Source organism: Alteromonas sp. 009811495 (assembly GCF_028865455.1).
Taxonomy (GTDB): Bacteria; Pseudomonadota; Gammaproteobacteria; order Enterobacterales; family Alteromonadaceae; genus Alteromonas.
Window position 1 is genome coordinate 1195199 of record NZ_CP113972.1, and the last position, 17765, is coordinate 1212963.

Annotated in this window: 14 protein-coding genes and 3 tRNA genes; 10 read left to right on the forward strand and 7 right to left on the reverse strand. The window is 44.7% G+C overall.

Features of this window, described 5'->3' with window-relative positions:
* Positions 1–118: 118 nt before the first annotated feature.
* A complete protein-coding gene (betI, locus tag OZ660_RS05420; RefSeq protein WP_274742823.1) occupies positions 119–694 on the forward strand; it encodes a transcriptional regulator BetI in 576 nt (191 codons plus the stop codon).
* A gap of 94 nt (positions 695–788) precedes the next feature.
* Here betI and OZ660_RS05425 read toward each other — a convergent pair whose 3' ends face one another.
* Positions 789–2864 (reverse strand): M13 family metallopeptidase, encoded by a 2076-nt coding sequence (locus OZ660_RS05425; RefSeq protein ID WP_274742824.1) that lies wholly within the window; start codon positions 2862–2864, stop codon positions 789–791.
* Positions 2854–4089 carry a GNAT family N-acetyltransferase gene (locus tag OZ660_RS05430; RefSeq protein ID WP_274742825.1) on the reverse strand — a complete coding sequence of 412 codons (1236 nt, stop codon included), beginning with the start codon at positions 4087–4089 and terminating at the stop codon, positions 2854–2856. The genes OZ660_RS05425 and OZ660_RS05430 overlap by 11 nt, the downstream gene beginning before the upstream one ends.
* A gap of 118 nt (positions 4090–4207) precedes the next feature.
* On the opposite strand from OZ660_RS05430, the gene OZ660_RS05435 reads away from it, so the two are divergent.
* The 9 genes from OZ660_RS05435 to OZ660_RS05475 all read left to right on the forward strand — a co-directional run bounded on the left by OZ660_RS05435 (position 4208) and on the right by OZ660_RS05475 (position 12216).
* Complete coding sequence (locus OZ660_RS05435; protein WP_202264242.1) at positions 4208–4657, forward strand: regulatory protein RecX; 450 nt, start codon at positions 4208–4210, stop codon at positions 4655–4657.
* Positions 4658–4886: 229 nt separating this feature from the next.
* Positions 4887–7484 carry an alanine--tRNA ligase gene (gene alaS / locus OZ660_RS05440; RefSeq protein WP_274742826.1) on the forward strand — a complete coding sequence of 866 codons (2598 nt, stop codon included), beginning with the start codon at positions 4887–4889 and terminating at the stop codon, positions 7482–7484.
* Positions 7485–7615: 131 nt separating this feature from the next.
* Complete coding sequence (gene csrA / locus OZ660_RS05445; protein WP_012517705.1) at positions 7616–7807, forward strand: carbon storage regulator CsrA; 192 nt, start codon at positions 7616–7618, stop codon at positions 7805–7807.
* A 355-nt stretch (positions 7808–8162) separates the two neighbouring features.
* Positions 8163–8254 (forward strand) — tRNA-Ser (locus tag OZ660_RS05450).
* 37 nt (positions 8255–8291) lie between these two features.
* Positions 8292–8368 (forward strand) — tRNA-Arg (locus tag OZ660_RS05455).
* A 53-nt stretch (positions 8369–8421) separates the two neighbouring features.
* A tRNA-Arg gene (locus tag OZ660_RS05460) sits at positions 8422–8498 on the forward strand.
* A gap of 488 nt (positions 8499–8986) precedes the next feature.
* Positions 8987–9253: an OadG family protein gene (locus tag OZ660_RS05465; RefSeq protein ID WP_202264246.1), complete on the forward strand. Its 267-nt coding sequence runs from the start codon at positions 8987–8989 to the stop codon at positions 9251–9253.
* A 17-nt stretch (positions 9254–9270) separates the two neighbouring features.
* Positions 9271–11082 (forward strand): sodium-extruding oxaloacetate decarboxylase subunit alpha, encoded by a 1812-nt coding sequence (oadA, locus tag OZ660_RS05470; RefSeq protein WP_202264248.1) that lies wholly within the window; start codon positions 9271–9273, stop codon positions 11080–11082.
* Between the two features lie 3 nt (positions 11083–11085).
* Positions 11086–12216 carry a sodium ion-translocating decarboxylase subunit beta gene (locus tag OZ660_RS05475; protein WP_226432252.1) on the forward strand — a complete coding sequence of 377 codons (1131 nt, stop codon included), beginning with the start codon at positions 11086–11088 and terminating at the stop codon, positions 12214–12216.
* Between the two features lie 126 nt (positions 12217–12342).
* Here the strand turns inward: OZ660_RS05475 and OZ660_RS05480 are convergent, their stop codons facing one another.
* Genes OZ660_RS05480 through OZ660_RS05500 form a run of 5 tightly spaced genes read right to left on the reverse strand, consistent with a single transcriptional unit; the run spans position 12343 to position 17763 of the window.
* Positions 12343–13146, reverse strand: coding sequence for an ATP-binding cassette domain-containing protein (locus OZ660_RS05480; RefSeq protein ID WP_159623421.1), 804 nt, complete (start codon positions 13144–13146; stop codon positions 12343–12345).
* Entirely contained in the window at positions 13146–14141 is a 996-nt protein-coding gene (locus tag OZ660_RS05485) for a peptide ABC transporter ATP-binding protein (RefSeq protein ID WP_202264260.1), read from the reverse strand. Before OZ660_RS05485 ends, OZ660_RS05480 begins: the two co-directional genes overlap by 1 nt.
* Before the next feature lies 1 nt (position 14142).
* Complete coding sequence (locus OZ660_RS05490) at positions 14143–15036, reverse strand: ABC transporter permease subunit (RefSeq protein ID WP_202264262.1); 894 nt, start codon at positions 15034–15036, stop codon at positions 14143–14145.
* On the reverse strand, positions 15023–16054 hold the full coding sequence (locus OZ660_RS05495) for an ABC transporter permease (protein WP_274742827.1): 1032 nt from the start codon (positions 16052–16054) through the stop codon (positions 15023–15025). The genes OZ660_RS05490 and OZ660_RS05495 overlap by 14 nt, the downstream gene beginning before the upstream one ends.
* Entirely contained in the window at positions 16051–17763 is a 1713-nt protein-coding gene (locus OZ660_RS05500) for an ABC transporter substrate-binding protein (RefSeq protein ID WP_274742828.1), read from the reverse strand. The genes OZ660_RS05495 and OZ660_RS05500 overlap by 4 nt, the downstream gene beginning before the upstream one ends.
* Positions 17764–17765: the final 2 nt, after the last annotated feature.

Here is a 17765-nt window from a genome sequence, read left to right on the forward strand (position 1 = left end):
TATACCTGCGAAGGCTAGTCTTTCGCAGGTATAGTTAATTTTTGAGCGAATTTTTTGAGACTCTGCATAAAAAAGAGTGATAATAAAGACGCTAATTTAGAAGGTTTGGAGTTGTAGCATGCCCAAGGTGGGAATGGAACCAGTTCGCAAAAAGCAGCTGATTGAAGCCACGTTAGACGTTATGGCAGAGGTGGGATACCACAGTACAACAATTAGCTTAATCGCCAAAAAGGCGGGATTATCGTCAGGGATCATCAGCCATTACTTTGGCGATAAGCAGGGGTTGATTGAAGCAACTATGCGTCACCTTCTCGATGCATTGAAAATAACTCAACCAATTTCCGATCCGCTACAAAGAATCGACTTCATCATCGAAAACAACTTTTCGCAAACCCAAGGTGCGAGCTCAGCAACTAACACTTGGTTTAATTTTTGGGCGCTGTCATTGCACGATGAAACACTCCATCGCTTGCAAAGCGTAAACCACAAACGACTTGAAAGTAACTTAGCGTCAAGCTATCGCAAACTGCTCAAAAAAGAGCATGTGAAAAACGCAGCCTCGTCTACTGCGGCATTAATTGATGGATATTGGTTGCGATACGCGATGGGAAGTGTGGGAAGTGGGGATTTTTCACCTGCTGTTGAGCGAGTAAAGCAGTACGTGAGGGACCTTGTCAGTCAATACGGGAAGTAAATTCAACATAACGAATTGCACTTTTCAAATAATTCACACATAAAAAAGGTAGGCGTTTAAAGCCTACCTTTTTTGTAACTTACTTACTAAGTTATTACCAAATGCGAACGCGCTCTTCAGGTGGAAGGTAGAGTGCATCGCCAGGTTTAACATCAAAAGCTTCATACCATGCGTCATGGTTACGCGGTGCTTGAGCACGGAAACGGCCCGGGGCATGCGTGCCTGCGCGCAGTTGGTTAAGCATACTTTGTTCAGTACGTTTCTCTTTCCATACTTGTGCCCAAGCAAGGAAGAAACGCTGATCGCCGGTCAGACCATCGATGATTGGCGCTTCTTTACCGTTCAGGCTTAACTTGTATGCGTGGTATGCCATTGAAAGGCCGCCTACGTCACCAATGTTTTCACCTAAGCTATTGCGACCATTTACGAAGTTACCCTCGATTGGCTCGTACTGACTGTATTGCTCTGCCAACATATCAGCTTTCGCTTCAAAAGCGGCACGGTCAGAATCAGTCCACCAGTTGCGTTGAATACCGTTAGCGTCTGACTTTGAACCTTGGTCATCAAAACCATGACCCATTTCGTGTCCAATAACCGCACCAATGGCACCGTAGTTTACCGCTGGATCAGCATTAGGATCGAAAAATGGCGGTTGAAGAATTGCTGCAGGGAATACAATTTCATTGAATGAACTGTTGTAGTAAGCATTTACACGCTGTGGGGTCATGCCCCAACGGTTGCGGTCTGTTTTTTGAAGCTCACGCTCGACAGATTGTTCGTGGAAGAACTTGCGCAGGCCCTGAACATTACCAATAAGGTCTTTGTCGCTAATGGTTAGTCCTTCAAACGATTGCCACTCATCTGGATAGCCAATTTTAGGATTAAACGCCATTAGTTTTTCTTTGGCGTTAACTTTTGTTTCTTCACCCATCCAGTCAAGGTTGTCGATACGCTCACCCAGCGCAGTGCGAAGGTTTTCAACGAGTTCGGCCATTTGTGTTTTTGAGCTTTCTGGGAAGTACTCGTTTACGTAAATTTTGCCAATCGCAAAGCCCAGTGATTCTGTGCCAGACATTTGGCTTACCGCACGTTTCCAGCGAGGGCGAGGCTCTTGCTGACCATTAAGTGTGCGTCCAAAGAAGTCAAAGTTCGCAAGGTAAATCTCTTCTGAAAGAAGGTCTGCATTGTTCGAAATAGTGTGATATTTAAGGTATGACTTCCAGTCGCCTAAATCATTTTCGTTGATGACTTTGATGACTTCCTTAACTGGCTCAGGTTGTGTGATATTAAGTTCAGGTACCTTGTAACCTGTCTGCGCGAAATAGGTATCCCAATCAAAGCCCGGGTACTCGTCTGACAGTTTACTGCGCTCAATTTGATTGAGGGTAAGGTCGCGGTCACGGCGCTTTTCACGAGGCCATTGTACTTCTGCAATTTGGGTTTCTAGTGCAAGAATATTAGCCGCCTTTTCAGCCGCGTTTTCTTCGCCAGCAAAACCAAGCATTTGTTCGATGTGTGCAACATAGGCTTCGCGAATTTTCACAAAACGCTCTGCATCGCTTAGGTAGTAGTCACGGTCTGGTAAACCCAGGCCGCCAACGCCAACGCTTAGTTGGTATTCATTGGGGTCTAAACGGTTGTACCACATACCTCCGCCAATAGGCGACGTTGAACCCACAAGCCAGCTATTACCAAATGCGGCAGTTAAGTCTTTTGTATTTTGAATACTATCAATAGAAGTCAACACGTCTTCAATGGGAGTAATACCTTTTTCATTGATAGTATCAGTGTCCATGTAGGCCACGAAGAAGTCATGAACGAGCTTTTCTTCTGCGTTGAGTGACTCTTTTTCCATTAAGCCATCGATAATATTTTTAACTTGCTCTTCGCTGCGTTCGGCCAATGCCGTGAATGCGCCAAAGCGCGTTTTATCAGCCGGGAGCTCGTAATTGTCATACCAAGTACCACTTGCGTACATAAAGAAATCATCGCCTGGTTTAATGGCTTCATTACGGGCTGATAAATCTACACCAAAAGAGCCTAATTCAGCTTCACCTTTTGGCATTTCGGTTTTGGCAGCGGTTGTTTGTTCTTTTACTTGTTCTGACTGACCACAGCCCGCAAGTCCAAGTGAGGCCGCTATCGCTACGGCAAGAAGTTTATGTTTCATAGTTTTTCTCGTTGTGATGATGAGTGTCGTCGTTAGGGTTAATGACACTTGTTGTTTTTAAAGTAGGCACAAATTCCTTGTTAAACGGTAAAGCATTCCGTGCCTGATTAAAATAGGCAGCAAGATGTTGTGTTTCTTGCTGTAAAAACTGCGCAACAGCTTGATGAAACGCAGGCTCAAAAAGACGATGGTACGAACGGCAACAAATAGGTTCAAATCCGCGCAGTATTTTATGCTCACCTTGTGTGCCGGGGTTGAATAAAGGCAGTTTCTTCGCAATTGCGAATTCAATTCCCTCGAAATAGCAGCACGCAAAATGTAACCCGCTAATGTCTTTCAATGAACCCCAGTATCGACCATAAAGCCCAGTTTCATCGAAGAAAAACAATGCAGACGCCACAGGTTTTTCGTGCTCAAATGCTGTAACAATATGCATGTTTTGGGACATAGTTTTTACTAAGCGCTCAAAAAATGTCTCATTCAGGTAGCCCTCATGACCACTTCGTTTCAGATAGGTGGCTTTGTAACATTGGACAAAAAACATTAACGTCTCTGGGGTAATGTCGCTCCCCGAAGCATGCTTAAAGTGAATGCCATTTTCTGCATGTACCCGCCGTTGTTTTTTTATCTCTTTGCGCTTTCGAGAAGTCAGTGTGCGAAGAAAGTCATCAAAGCTGTCGTAACCATAGTTATGCCATTGAAACTGAACACTATAGCGAGATAAATAATCTGAATGGCTAGAAAGATAGGGGGACCGTTGATCGTCGAATAGCCAGTGAAGCGAAGACAAATTCACGCCGTAAACGTTCTCACAATATTGTCTTAACGTTGTTTCAATTTCAGTAAGTAAATGGCGAGATAGCGTTATGCCCTTAGCAACCAATAAACGCTTCCCTGTAACTGGTGTAAATGGGATCGCACTTATCCATTTGGGGTAGTAGTCTAAACCATGTTGATGATAGGCATTAGCCCATGCGTGATCGAAAACATACTCTCCATAGCTGTGTGTCTTTAGATAGCCGGGAATTGCCGTTACAATGCGTTCATTATCTAAAAGGACAATATGGCATGGCTGCCAGCCGGTTTCATTAGTACAGCATTGGCTTTGTTCTAGTGCACGCAAAAATGCGTGTTGTAAGAATGGCCCGGCATCACGTGCGAGCGAATTCCATTGTGCCTCGTTAATTTGCGCAAAATTGTCGATTATTTTTATGGTGTAATTCATTGCCAACACGCACGTTTAACTCATTTTTACCGAACCTATGAACCGCGAAGTTCAATGAGGTCAGTTGCGCCGAATTTCGGCTCTTAATACGTAAACAATTAAAGAGTAAGTTCACAAAATGTCAGAGTTTGATCGAAAAATCATTACCGACGCGATTACTCGCATGCTGGCACGACGAGAGCATAGCTATAGCGAGATTGCTCGAAAACTCTCCCTAAAAGGGATAGAAAGCGAAGCATTTAGTCCCATATTAGAGGAATTCCGTGACGCTGACATTCAAAGTGATGAACGCTTTGCCGAAAGCAGAGCACGGGCACTGTATATGAAAGGTAAAGGGCCACGTGCAATCAAGCTGGACTTGCAGCAATACGGTGTTAGTGAGCATTGTGTTAGTCGCGCTTTTGATGAAATAGAACCAGACTGGTTTGAAAGTGCCAAAGCCGTAAAAATTAAAAAATTTGGTGACTTTTTTGAATCAGATTTTGGGCTTCGTCAAAAACAAAAGCAATTTCTTCAGTACAGAGGCTTTTACCAAGAACACATCGAATATGCAGTAAGTGGCGATTGATTCAGTGAATGATGGCCATTTTTGACGCATTTATGGGCATTTTTGTGTGGTAGAGTGCGTGCTTTGACTTAACAAAAACGCGCTATCCGTGATATCGTTGCGCAAATCTGTGCGCGTTTTACGATACGTGTTTATCACGCAGTGCAGCATGCTGCATTAATTCGCGAAGCCATCGTAAATTTATGGCGTTACACATCATATTAATCGAATAAAGGAAGTTAGGTTTTCAATGACATTATCAACTGCTGACTTGCGTAACAAGTTTATCGAATATTTCAAAAGTCATGGTCACCAAGCAGTGGCCAGTTCGTCACTGGTCCCAGCAGATGATCCCACGCTTCTTTTCACCAATGCGGGTATGAATCAGTTTAAAGATACCTTTTTGGGTGCGGAAAAACGCAGTTACACACGCGCTGTATCTTCTCAGCGCTGTGTGCGTGCTGGTGGTAAACACAACGATCTAGAAAACGTGGGCTATACAGCTCGCCACCATACGTTCTTTGAAATGTTGGGTAACTTCAGCTTTGGCGATTACTTCAAAAAAGAAGCCATTGAATTTGCGTGGACATTTTTGACGCAAGAAGTTGGCCTTCCGAAAGAAAAGTTACTCGTTACCGTGTACTCAGAAGATGATGAGGCATTTGATATTTGGGAAAACCAAATTGGTGTGCCAAAAGAGAAAATCATCCGCATCAGCACCTCTGACAACTTCTGGTCAATGGGTGACACGGGGCCGTGTGGACCATGTTCAGAAATTTTCTACGATCACGGTGAGCATATTTGGGGTGGTCCTCCAGGAACACCTGAAGAGGATGGCGACCGCTTTATTGAGATTTGGAACCTGGTATTCATGCAGTTTAACAAACAAGCTGATGGCACCATGGAACCATTGCCAAAACCGTCAATAGATACAGGCATGGGGCTTGAGCGTATCTCTGCTATTTTGCAAAACGTACACAGCAACTATGAGATTGATTTGTTCCAAAATCTGATCAAGTCAGCGGCGTCAATTGTAGGCTCTGATGATTTAGAAAATAAGTCGCTACGTGTAATCGCTGATCACATTCGCTCATGTAGTTTTCTTATTTGTGATGGCGTTATGCCATCGAATGAGGGCCGCGGCTATGTATTGCGTCGTATTATTCGTCGAGCAGTACGTCATGGTTACAAGTTGGGCGCGAATGACATTTTCTTCTATAAGCTTGTGGCATCACTGGCCAAAGAAATGGGCGAGGCTTACCCAGAGCTTGTTGACCAATTACCTGTTGTAGAAAAAGTACTTCGTGTTGAAGAAGAGCAGTTTAGCAAAACATTGGCTCGTGGCATGGCGATGCTTAATGAAACGTTAGAAGGTCTTGAGGGCGATACTATCCCAGGTGATGTGGTATTTAAACTTTATGATACATACGGCTTTCCTACAGACTTAACAAACGACGTAGCCCGTGAACACGACCTGAAAATTGATGAAGAAGGTTTCGAAGCTGCTATGCAAGCGCAACGGGCTCGTGCTCAACAAGCGAGCAACTTTGGCGCAGATTACAACACTAAACTGGCTATAGAACACGAAACAGCGTTTACTGGTTATACCGATGTTGAAGGTAGTGCAAATGTTGTTGAACTTATTGCCGACAATGCGTTTGTTGATGAACTAAACGACGGGCAAGAAGGTGTTGTGGTGCTAGACAGCACACCGTTTTATGCCGAAAGCGGCGGTCAAGCGGGCGACAAGGGCGTACTTCGTGTTGCTAACGGCGAGTTTGTGGTAACTGATACGCAAAAAATGGGGAATGCGTTTGCGCACAAGGGTATAGCGAAAGGTAAAGTGACTAAAGGCGATACCGCAACGGCGGCCATTGATGCAGCTAATCGCGAAGCCATTAAAAAGAATCACAGTGCAACTCACTTACTTCATGCGGCATTACGTGAAATTCTGGGTGAACATGTTACTCAGAAAGGCTCATTGGTAGAAGCGCCGCGTCTTCGTTTTGACTTTTCTCACTTTGAGGCAGTGACAGCAGAGCAGCTTTCACATATCGAGCGCCGCGTAAATGAAGAGATTCGTGCAAACCACGCGCTTGCAACTGAGTTGATGGAGCTTGAAGAAGCAAAAGCATCAGGTGCAATGGCATTATTTGGTGAGAAGTACGACGAAAAAGTACGTGTTGTTACAATGGGGCCGTTCTCAGTAGAGCTTTGTGGTGGCACACACGTTACTCGCACAGGTGATATCGGCCTGTTTAAAATTACCAGTGAAGCCGGTATTGCTTCTGGGGTTCGCCGTATTGAGGCAGTGACCGGAGAGCAAGCAATTGCCTTAGTACAATCTCAGCAAGCTGCGCTTTCATCGCTTTCTGCAATGTTAAAAACTGATACGCAAAATGTGCTTGAGCGCGTTACAGCGTTGCAAAATCAGACTAAAGAACTAGAAAAAGCGCTCAATTCTGCAAAACAAAAACTGGCGAGTCAGCAAGGTGCTGATATGCTTAGTAATGCAGTAGAAATAAATGGCGTTAAAGTACTGGTTGCAAATTTGGAAGGTGTAGAGGCCAAGTCATTGCGTGCAATGATGGACGACATTAAAAACCGAATTGGCGAAGGTATCGTAGTATTAGGTGTAGCTAACGAAGCAAAAGTGAATCTTATTGCTGGTGTAACTAAAAACCTAACTGGCAAAGTTAAGGCGGGCGAACTTGTAAACTTCGTCGCATCACAAGTTGGTGGCAAAGGGGGCGGTCGCCCAGATATGGCACAGGCGGGTGGTGATAAGCCGGAAAACCTTGCTGGTGCGTTAGAATCAGTTAACGCATGGTTACAGGATAAGCTATAATTATTTCTGTATATAACAGTGGGTTTTTGAAGTGACACAGAAACAGGGAATCACTGTCGCTATCACTGGGTCGTGCCAGTGGCAGCAAACTTAAATGGATATGTTCAGTATTAAGGAACAGGAGCAAGCGAATGCTTATTTTGACTCGTCGAGTTGGTGAAACGCTTATGGTTGGTGACGATGTGACTGTTACCGTTTTAGGTGTAAAAGGGAATCAGGTACGTATCGGTGTTAACGCACCAAAAGAAGTTTCTGTGCACCGTGAAGAGATTTATATGCGTATTCAAGCGGAAAAAGGCGGTCAGCCAGGATCTGCAGAATAAAGGCATCAAAGTCTTCATAGTGAAAAGGTCAGCTATAGCTGGCCTTTTTTGTAGGTAAAATAAACAGCGTTAGTTAGCTTTGAAAATAGTGACTGCATTATTCGCTTAATATTTTCAAAAAAAATCCAAAAAATTTTAAAAATGAGCTAAATTTTTAAGAAGTGTTCATTAGCTTTACATGTTTTTTTCGCTTTTAATATTCAGGTTAGCGTTGAAATATCAAAGAAAACTGTATGCAAGGTAAACAAAATACCTTTTTTTTGAACGAATCGGTTAAAATGCCAGCGAGCGAACAATTTCTTTATAAAAAAGGTTTGACTCGCGCCCGTGAATCCGTAAAATGCACCGCACTTCCGGAGAGGTGGGTGAGTGGCTGAAACCAGTTCCCTGCTAAGGAACCATACGCATATACGCGTATCGAGGGTTCGAATCCCTCCCTCTCCGCCATTATTCGTTGATAGTGGCAGTCAACAAAAAGTTTTGCGCGTGTGTAGCTCAGCTGGATAGAGTACCTGGCTACGAACCAGGCGGTCGGAGGTTCGAATCCTTCCACACGCGCCACTTATTTAAAAGCGTCACCTTTTGAAGTAAAATTCAAAAGTATACAAGTTAACGCGTGTGTAGCTCAGCTGGATAGAGTACCTGGCTACGAACCAGGCGGTCGGAGGTTCGAATCCTTCCACACGCGCCATATAAGAAAACCCACCTCATCGAGGTGGGTTTTTTTATGTTTGTTTGGAAAGATTTGAACCGACAAGAGGTTCGACAAATTCGTCGGGAACGAATTTGAACGCGCTTCAGCGCGGCCCCGAAGGGGCGAGGGCAGGATTGCCCGAGTAATCCCACACGCGCCATATAAGAAAACCCACCTCATTGAGGTGGGTTTTTTTATGTTTATCTTCTTTCTTTTTCCTTGTTTATTTCTCTCATACTTGTGCATACTAAATAGACTATGCAAGTCAGTCGTAAGTTTTCTTTTTGCAAGATTATGTATTTTAAGCATCAAAAAATGATTTAAAATGCGTTTTTATGACAAAATAGTGGTTTTTTATTCTATTTCGTTGTTTTTTTAGTATTGCCATGATACTTATATCAGCGCATTTATGAGCGTGAATTGCGTCCAGCTTACGCAATCACACTACTTGTGCGCATTGATATTACACTACAACAAGGTTGAACATGAATTCACAATCCGTTGCAAGTTTGCTTTTGGAAGCCGGCTCGTTAATGCTAATAGGGATGCTATTTGTATTTTCTTTTTTAGGCTTGCTTATCATTGGTATACATCTTATCGCACGCTTCTGTGAAGCATTCCCTGGGGACGTTTCAGAGGCCACAATTACGACTAAACGGCCCAATCAAGCTATCCAACCCGGTATTGATGGCAATGTTATTGCCGCTATCTCTGCTGCTATTCACACACATCGTCAGAATTCACAAAAATAATTAATTTGGGAGATACCATGTCTAAGCCACTGGCCTTAACCGAGCTAGTTTTACGTGATGCTCACCAGTCTCTACTTGCCACTCGCATGCGCATAGAAGACATGCTTCCGATTGCAGAAAAGCTGGATAAAGCTGGTTTTTGGTCGGTTGAATCATGGGGAGGCGCCACATTTGATGCCTGTATTCGTTATTTAGGAGAAGATCCTTGGGAGCGCATACGTAAACTCAAAGCGGCGATGCCTAACACAAAACAGCAAATGCTACTTCGCGGGCAAAACTTACTGGGCTACCGTCACTATGCAGATGACGTGGTAACGCGTTTTGTAGAGCGAGCACACGAAAACGGTGTTGACGTATTTCGCATTTTCGATGCAATGAATGACATTCGTAACCTTAAGACCGCCATTAAAGCAACTATCGATTGCGGTGCTCACGCTCAAGGTACTATTTCATACACGGTCAGCCCTGTACACAACTTGCAGTTGTGGCTCGATATGGCAAAGCAGCTAGAAGATCTTGGGGTTCACTCTATTTGTATTAAAGATATGGCTGGACTACTTAAGCCTTATGAGTGTGAAGCGTTGATTAAAGGTTTAAAAGAGTCGGTCAGCGTACCTATTGCAATGCAGTGTCACGCGACAACTGGCCTTAGCACAGCAACGTACCAAAAGGCTATTGATGCGGGTATTGATATGCTGGATACGGCCATATCGTCTATGAGCATGACTTATGGCCACTCTGCTACCGAAACTATGGTGTCTATCGTTGAAGGTACTGAACGCGACACGGGCATTTCCCTCCCTCACCTTGAAGAAATCGCAAGCTATTTTCGAGACGTGCGAAAAAAATACAGTAAGTTTGAAGGCAGTTTAAAAGGCGTTGATGCACGTATTTTACTTGCTCAAGTACCTGGTGGAATGTTGACGAATATGGAAAGTCAACTTAAGGAACAAGGGGCCGAAGACAAATTTGAAGAGGTGTTGAAAGAGATCCCTCGTGTCCGTGAAGATTTGGGATTTATACCGCTGGTAACCCCAACATCACAGATAGTGGGTACACAATCTGTGTTGAACGTTCTAACGGGTGAACGCTATAAAAGTATTACCAAGGAAACTGCCGGCGTACTCAAAGGTGAATACGGAGCAACCGCAGCGCCGGTGAATAAGGCGTTGCAGCAAAGAGTATTAGACGGTGCTGAACCAATTACCTGCCGACCTGCTGATAATATTGCGCCTGAGATGGATGCATTAAGTGAAGAACTCGACGCGTTGGCAGAGAAAAAAGGCATTAGCCTGTGCGAAGCGAAGGTTGACGATGTATTGACTTATGCACTGTTTCCTCAAATCGGGCTTAAATTCCTCGAAAATAGAGGTAATCCTGATGCGTTTGAGCCTGCTCCGACGACCAGTGAAAAGGAAGAATCTGGACCTAACCGAGCGACATCAAGTACAGCAGTATCGTCTGAAGCACAATCACAGCAAAAAGCAGAGACTTACGATGTCAATGTGGATGGTAAAGTCTACCGTGTTCAAGTTGCACCTAGCGGCGCGCTAAGCCATGTATCTGAAGTTGCAACAACGCAAGCCGCGCCTACCACTGAAAAAACGCCAGCTAGTGCACAAACAATAGATGCGCCTCTAGCAGGTAATGTGTTTAAAGTACTTGTTTCAAATGGCGATGTGGTAGAGGAGGGGGACGTTGTCATGATCCTTGAAGCCATGAAAATGGAAACTGAAATCAGAAGCGCGTTCAGTGGCACGGTTACCCAAATAATGACCGCAGAGGGTGACAGCGTAAGTAGCGGGCAAGCGCTGATTGCATTGGGGTAGTTCATGGACAAGTTAATGGTGCTTTGGGATAGCACAGCGCTTGCGCACTTTGAGGCGGGCCAACTAGTGATGATGGCGGTGGGCTTTGGCTTATTGTACTTAGCCATCGTAAAGAAATTTGAGCCGCTTCTATTATTGCCAATAGGTTTTGGTGCGTTACTTACTAATATTCCTCTAGCAGGCTTCTCTGAGGCTGGAGGACTGTTGTATTACATATACAAAATAGGCATAGACACGGGTGTGTTTCCCTTGCTTATTTTTATGGGTGTTGGCGCGATGACTGACTTTAGTGCACTTATCGCAAACCCTAAAATGTTATTGTTAGGTGCTGCTGCACAGTTCGGCATATTCGCTACATTGTTTGGGGCCATTGCCCTTAATTGGGTACCCGGTTTCGAGTTTACGCTAAAAGACGCTAGCGCTATTGCCATTATTGGCGGCGCAGATGGGCCTACAGCTATCTTTTTAGCGTCACGTTTGGCTCCCGATTTGCTCGGCGCTATTGCGGTTGCCGCCTATTCATACATGGCGTTAGTGCCTATTATTCAGCCGCCAATAATGAAAGCGTTAACCACTAAAGAAGAGCGCGAGATAAAAATGGGCCAGTTGCGTCCGGTATCGCAAAGAGAAAAAATAATTTTTCCGCTTGCCGTATTGTTTTTAACAATCTTGTTCCTACCGGCGGCCACGCCACTAGTTGGCATGTTTTGTTTTGGCAATTTAATGAAAGAATGTGGTGTGGTCGACAGGCTAAGTAAGACGGCTCAGAACGAGCTTATCAATACAGTAACAATCTTCTTAGGGCTTGCCGTGGGCTCAAAACTCTCAGCAGATAAGTTTTTGACTGTCGAGACGCTTGGAATTTTAGGGCTAGGCGCCATCGCGTTTGCAATTGGTACTGCAGCAGGCGTACTGATGGCCAAACTCATGAGTAGATTGTCAGGCGGAGCCATTAACCCACTAATTGGTGCTGCAGGGGTTTCTGCCGTTCCTATGGCCGCGCGTGTGGTTAACAAAGTTGGACTTGAAGCTAATCCACACAATTTCTTGTTAATGCATGCGATGGGGCCAAATGTGGCGGGTGTGTTAGGTAGCGCGGTAGCGGCGGGGATATTGCTCGCGTTGGTAGGCTAGCCAAGTTGCAGTTTAAAAGGTTAAAAACGACATAATGAAAAGGGCGGCTGCGAAGCTGCCCTTTTTATTACTTGCCCTTTTCTTTACTCAATAGCCCACGTAAACGCCATGTAAACGCAATAACGGCTATCGAATAGTATGTTGGGGCACTAAAGATTGGTAAGCGGTGACTAACTTCTTTGTTCTCACGTGCTGTGGCCACCTGAAAATGGTTTCAGTTTTGCCTTCTTCCACAATTTCACCGTTCTCCATCACGATTATCCTATCGGCAATATGACGAACAATACCCAAATTGTGGCTAATAAAAATAAAGGCGAGCCCTAATTCTTGTTGCAACTCCAATATCAAATTGACAGTTTGAGAGCGAATCGAGGGGTCTAGGGCCGCGAAAGGCTCGTCTGCGACAAGTACTTTAGGTTTGAGTACAATAGCTCTAGCGAGCGCCACGCGTTGTTGCTGACCGTCTGACAGCATATGTCGGTAAAAATAATAATGCTCGCGAAGTAGGCCGACTTTAACCAGCATATCTTCCACTATGGGTTTTCTTTGAGCTTCGGTTAAATCCGTATTTAAGCGAAGAGGCTCATCGAGAATTTTACCTACTGGCACAGCCGGGTTCATCGACTCACTACTGTGTTGTAAAATCATGCGGATGTCGTGCGTACGCTTTTGTTGGCTTTCCTTAGATTGATACTTCGCCAAATATTTATGCGTATTTATTTCTATCTCGCCAGCATCAGCAGGAATGGCACCAACTAAAAGCTTAGCAAGCAGCGATTTTCCAGAACGATTCTCACCAATAATTGCAATGGTTTCTCCTCGTTTCACACTTAAATCCACAGGGCCTAACTGAAAGATTTCTGGTCGCTTAAGCCAGCGTTTTTTCTCGTTGTGAATAAAAGTCAGTTGTTTAACCTGCATGATGTCCATTACAGCTTCTCCATATGCAACGGGTAATGGCAACTATAGCTATGGTCATGAATACGGCGTACTGCAGGTGTTTGCACGCAGGCACGTTGCGCTCTTGGGCATCGAGGCCCTAACCGGCATCCAATGGGTAAATGCTGAAGAGTTGGAATAGAACCACCAAGTGTCGGTAAATGCGATTTTGGTGGTAAATCTTTTCGAAAACTCGGTGCACTATCAAGTAGTGCTTTGGTGTACGGATGCAATGGCCGCTTTTTAATATGCTTCATCTTGCCAGATTCAACAGTTTGCCCTGCATAAAGCACTGTCATTGAATGAGACATGCTAGCAATCGCAAGTAAGTCATGACTTACAAACAAAATCGACAATGAGCGAGTTTGATTTAACCGCGTAAAAAGCTTAAGAATTTGCGTTTTGGTAGTGGGCTCCATTCCGCGCGTAGGGTCGTCGGCAATAAGTAACTTTGGTTGTGATACCAACGCCATGGCAATCATAAATTTCTGGCCGATGTCGGCGGGAATTTGGTGAGGGAAGGCGCTTAGATAATGCTTGTGGTGCTTGATCCCTACTTTATGTACCGTGCTTATCGCAATCTTTTTACGGTGTTGTGCTCTTTGCCAGAACCATGTGCCTTCGACAAATTCATCGGGAATACTCTCTTCCAACTGTTCGCCTAATGTGGCCGACGGGTCGAGGCTGGCTTGCGGGTTTTGAAATACCACAGCAATTTCTCTGCGCATGACTTCTCTGCGCTGTTGCACCGACATGCCTAATAAGTTTTCACCGTTCCAACTCATTCGATCTGCAGTAAGGTTCCACTGATTAGGCAGCGCGCCACAAATTGCCGATACAATTAAGCTTTTTCCTGACCCCGATTCACCTACAAGCGCTCTGATTTCACCACTGCTCACTGATAAATTGACTTTATCTAATGCCTTAATTGTTCCATCACTACTTTGCATTTCAAGGGTGAGGTTTTTGATATCAAGCATTGGCATTTTAGTGACTCACTCTTTTTCTTAGTGCTGAGCGTAAACCGTCGCCAACAATATTAATCGACAGTACAAGAAAGAAAATTGCCATACCAGGCACAGCTACATTCCATGGTGCCAGATAGGCCACGTCCAAACCGTCCGCTAAAATAACACCAAGCTCTGGAAGTGGCGACTGCGCACCTAAACTCAAAAAGCCCAGCGCTGAAATGTCGATAACAGCAATAGAAAGTGCCAATGTACCTTGGACCACAAGCATCTCTGTCATATTGGGCAAAATAGAATGCACGAAAAGTTGCCACCTACTGGCACCGTCAAGTTTCGATGCAATAATGTACTCTTTCTTCATTTCTTGGCGGACAAAGCTTCGGGTGTGGTGAACGAACTGTGGAATAAGCGCCAATGTTATGGCCCACATACTGTTAACCAATCCCGTTCCTAGAATTGCGACAATGATGATAGCAATAAGTAGTGTAGGTATTGCCATAAGTGCATCAAGCAAGTGATTCACAATACTTGAGCGTACACCGCGCAGCATGCCTGCAAACGTTCCTAAACTTACGCCAACAAGCATAGCTAAAACAACCGTTATAAACGCCGTTCCCAACGTGATACGACACCCATAAATAATACGTGTAAAAAGGTCTCTACCCAGTGCGTCAGTACCAAAAAAATGTGAAATGGCACCATTAGCCATCCAGCTTGGGGGGACCAGCAAGCCATCGATGTTTTGTTCTATTGCATCATATGGGGTGATAACAGGCGCAAAAAGTGCACAAAAGACAAATAAGCCCAGCATAAACAAGCCAACCATAGCGATGTGACTCGCTTTAAAGGCAGCCCATGTCCGCTGCCACGGCGACGGATGGAACTCTTCGTCGTATAAACTAAACTGTGGCACGTTCGTATTTCTCTCTGCTTGGGTCTATCAATCGATTAAATAAGTCGACGAGTATAGTCAATGTAATAACTAGGGTTGATACCGCCATCATGCCTATGCGAAGCGCCGGATAATCTCGCTGGTAAATAGCCTGTATTAACCAATTACCGATGCCAGGCCACGAAAATAGGGTCTCTACAATCATGGCATTGGTAATTAGCGTTGTGATTTGTATTGCCATCAATGGCAATATAGGAAGCAGAGCATTTCGCAACACGTGACGAAAGAAAATTTGCCAACTTGAAAGTCCGCGAGAAACAGCGGCTGCAATGTAAGGACGATGCTTTACATCGATAACAGAGCGCCTTGTTATCCGTATCATCGAGGCGGTGGTAATTGCACCAATGGCGAATGTGGGCAGCGCTAAGTGTGACAGCGCATCTTTAAATGCTAACGACTTATTCTCGACATTGCTTACTAGTATGTCTATCAAAATAAAACCAGTTACCGGTTCAATGTCATAAAGCAGGCTTATTCGCCCTGACAAGGGCGCAGCATCTAACTGCAAGCTGAAGATTAATATGAGTAACAGCGCAAACCAAAACACTGGAAAAGAATACGTGGTGATACTTGCACTGTTTATTAAATGATCTGACGTTGAATAGCAGCGAATGCCTGCGTAATATCCTAATGGAATGCCAACAAATAATGCCATCAACATTGCATAGGTGGCTAACTCTATAGTGGCAGGCATGGCAACGCCAACCTCGTCGCGAAGCGGTAGTCCTGAGGTGAAACTATAGCCCCACTCGCCGGTGAGTAGGTTTCCCAGATAATTAACGAATTGAACCACATAACCGCTATCTAGCTTAAACTGTCGCTCTAATGCCTGACGCTGTATCTCATTTTGCGGTACTAAACCTGTGAGATTTTCCAATGTGTCGCCGGGGAATAAATAGGCTAACGAAAACGACATCACAGCTAACACCAAAAGGGTGAGTACAAGTAATGTGCAATATCTAACGAGGATTTGGATCACAGCGTTTTCTCAACTCCACCAAAGCGAACACCACCGAAGGGGTTAATTGTCATATGCTCAAGTTCTTGTCGATACGCTTGGTAGCGATAGGCATGAGCAATGGGTACAAGAGGCAAGCGCTCATACAGTAAGCGGTTTACCTGCTGATAAATAGCACTGCGCTCATCGATATCGTCAGTCTGTAGTGCCTCATTGAGCAATCTATCATAATCTTCATTGCACCACATGGCTCTGTTTGTGCCGGAGGGTATGGCGTCGCAACTTAATAATGGTCGATAAAAGTTGTCGGGATCGCCATTGTCCGCCGACCAGCCAATAAGCACTGAGTCATGGAGACCTTCCAAAAGGTGGCGCCTGAAGGTTGCCCAATCATAACTTACAATAGTGGCTTCAACCCCCACATCACGCAGGTAACGTTGAATAAGTTCAGCCATTTTATTGGCGTTTGGATTATATGCTCGCTCTACGGGCATCGCCCATATGGTCATTGTGAAGCCCTGCTCAATACCGGCATCAGCCAGTAGTTTTCTCGCAAGAACAGGGTTATAAGCGGTATCGTCTGCATCGTTTTGAAAGGCCCAGCTAGCCGCTGGTAATAAAGTTTTCGCGCGGGTTGCGCTATCAAAATAAACCGCTTCAAGCAGCGTGTTTTTATCGATAGCCGCGGCTAAGGCTCTTCTTACAATGGGGTTATCAAACGGTGGTCGCTGTGTATTAAACGCCCAAAAACCAATATTAAGTCCAGGTTTTTCTGCCAAAATTAGGTCGTCTCTTGTGCGGATGACTTCAAGCTCTGTCTGCGCGGGAAAGGCAGTAGCATCACACTCGCCAGTCATAAGCTTAGCCAAACGCAAGGAACTCTTTGGCGTAATATCAAAGATAAGCTGTTCAACATGTTGCGGCTTTGCCTCTTGAGGTTGTTGCTCTTCAAGTTGCTCGTCGAATTCCGGTGAATCAACCGACACAAGCTGTTGAGACTTTTGCAGTTCAGCTAACCGCCAATAGTCATAGTGGCGGAGGTATTTGATAAAGTGGTCTTTACGGTAGCTGTCGAACTTAAATGGACCAGTGCCAATGGGGAGTTGGTCAATTTTACTCGGTGTACCTTGTTCTGCCAGATGTGTGGCATATTCTTCAGATAAAATGACGGCAAAGTCAGTGGCAAGGTTTGCTAGAAAAGAACTGTCTCTGCGCTTGAGTGTTATCTCGACACGGTAGCCGTTGACACGCTCAACGGCCGCAATATTCTGCGCAAGCCCAAGACTTTCAAAATAGGGGTAGCGACCACCTGATACATAATGATACGAATGTGAGTTCAATCGCCATCGATCAATACTAAAAATAACATCGTCAGCGTTGAAGTTACGCGTTGGCGTAAAATAGTCAGTGGTGTGAAAGGCTACATCTTTGCGTAATTGAAACGCATAGGTTAAGCCATCGTTTGTCACCAACCAACTACTCGCTAAGCTCGGTACAATGCGTCCTGAGTCTGGATCAAAGTCTAACAAGCGGTCATAAAGTTGATGAGACGTCGCGTCAGAAGTCGTACTTGATGTGTCTAGCTGAGGGTTAAATGTAACAGGGTTACTTTCTGAGCAGTAAATAACACCAGTGTTGTAAAACGCTTGTTTATTTTGCTTGCCGCAGGAGACGACAAGCAGTGCGCTACATAGGCACAGGGCCAAACGCTTTACAAAACCATTTAACATGC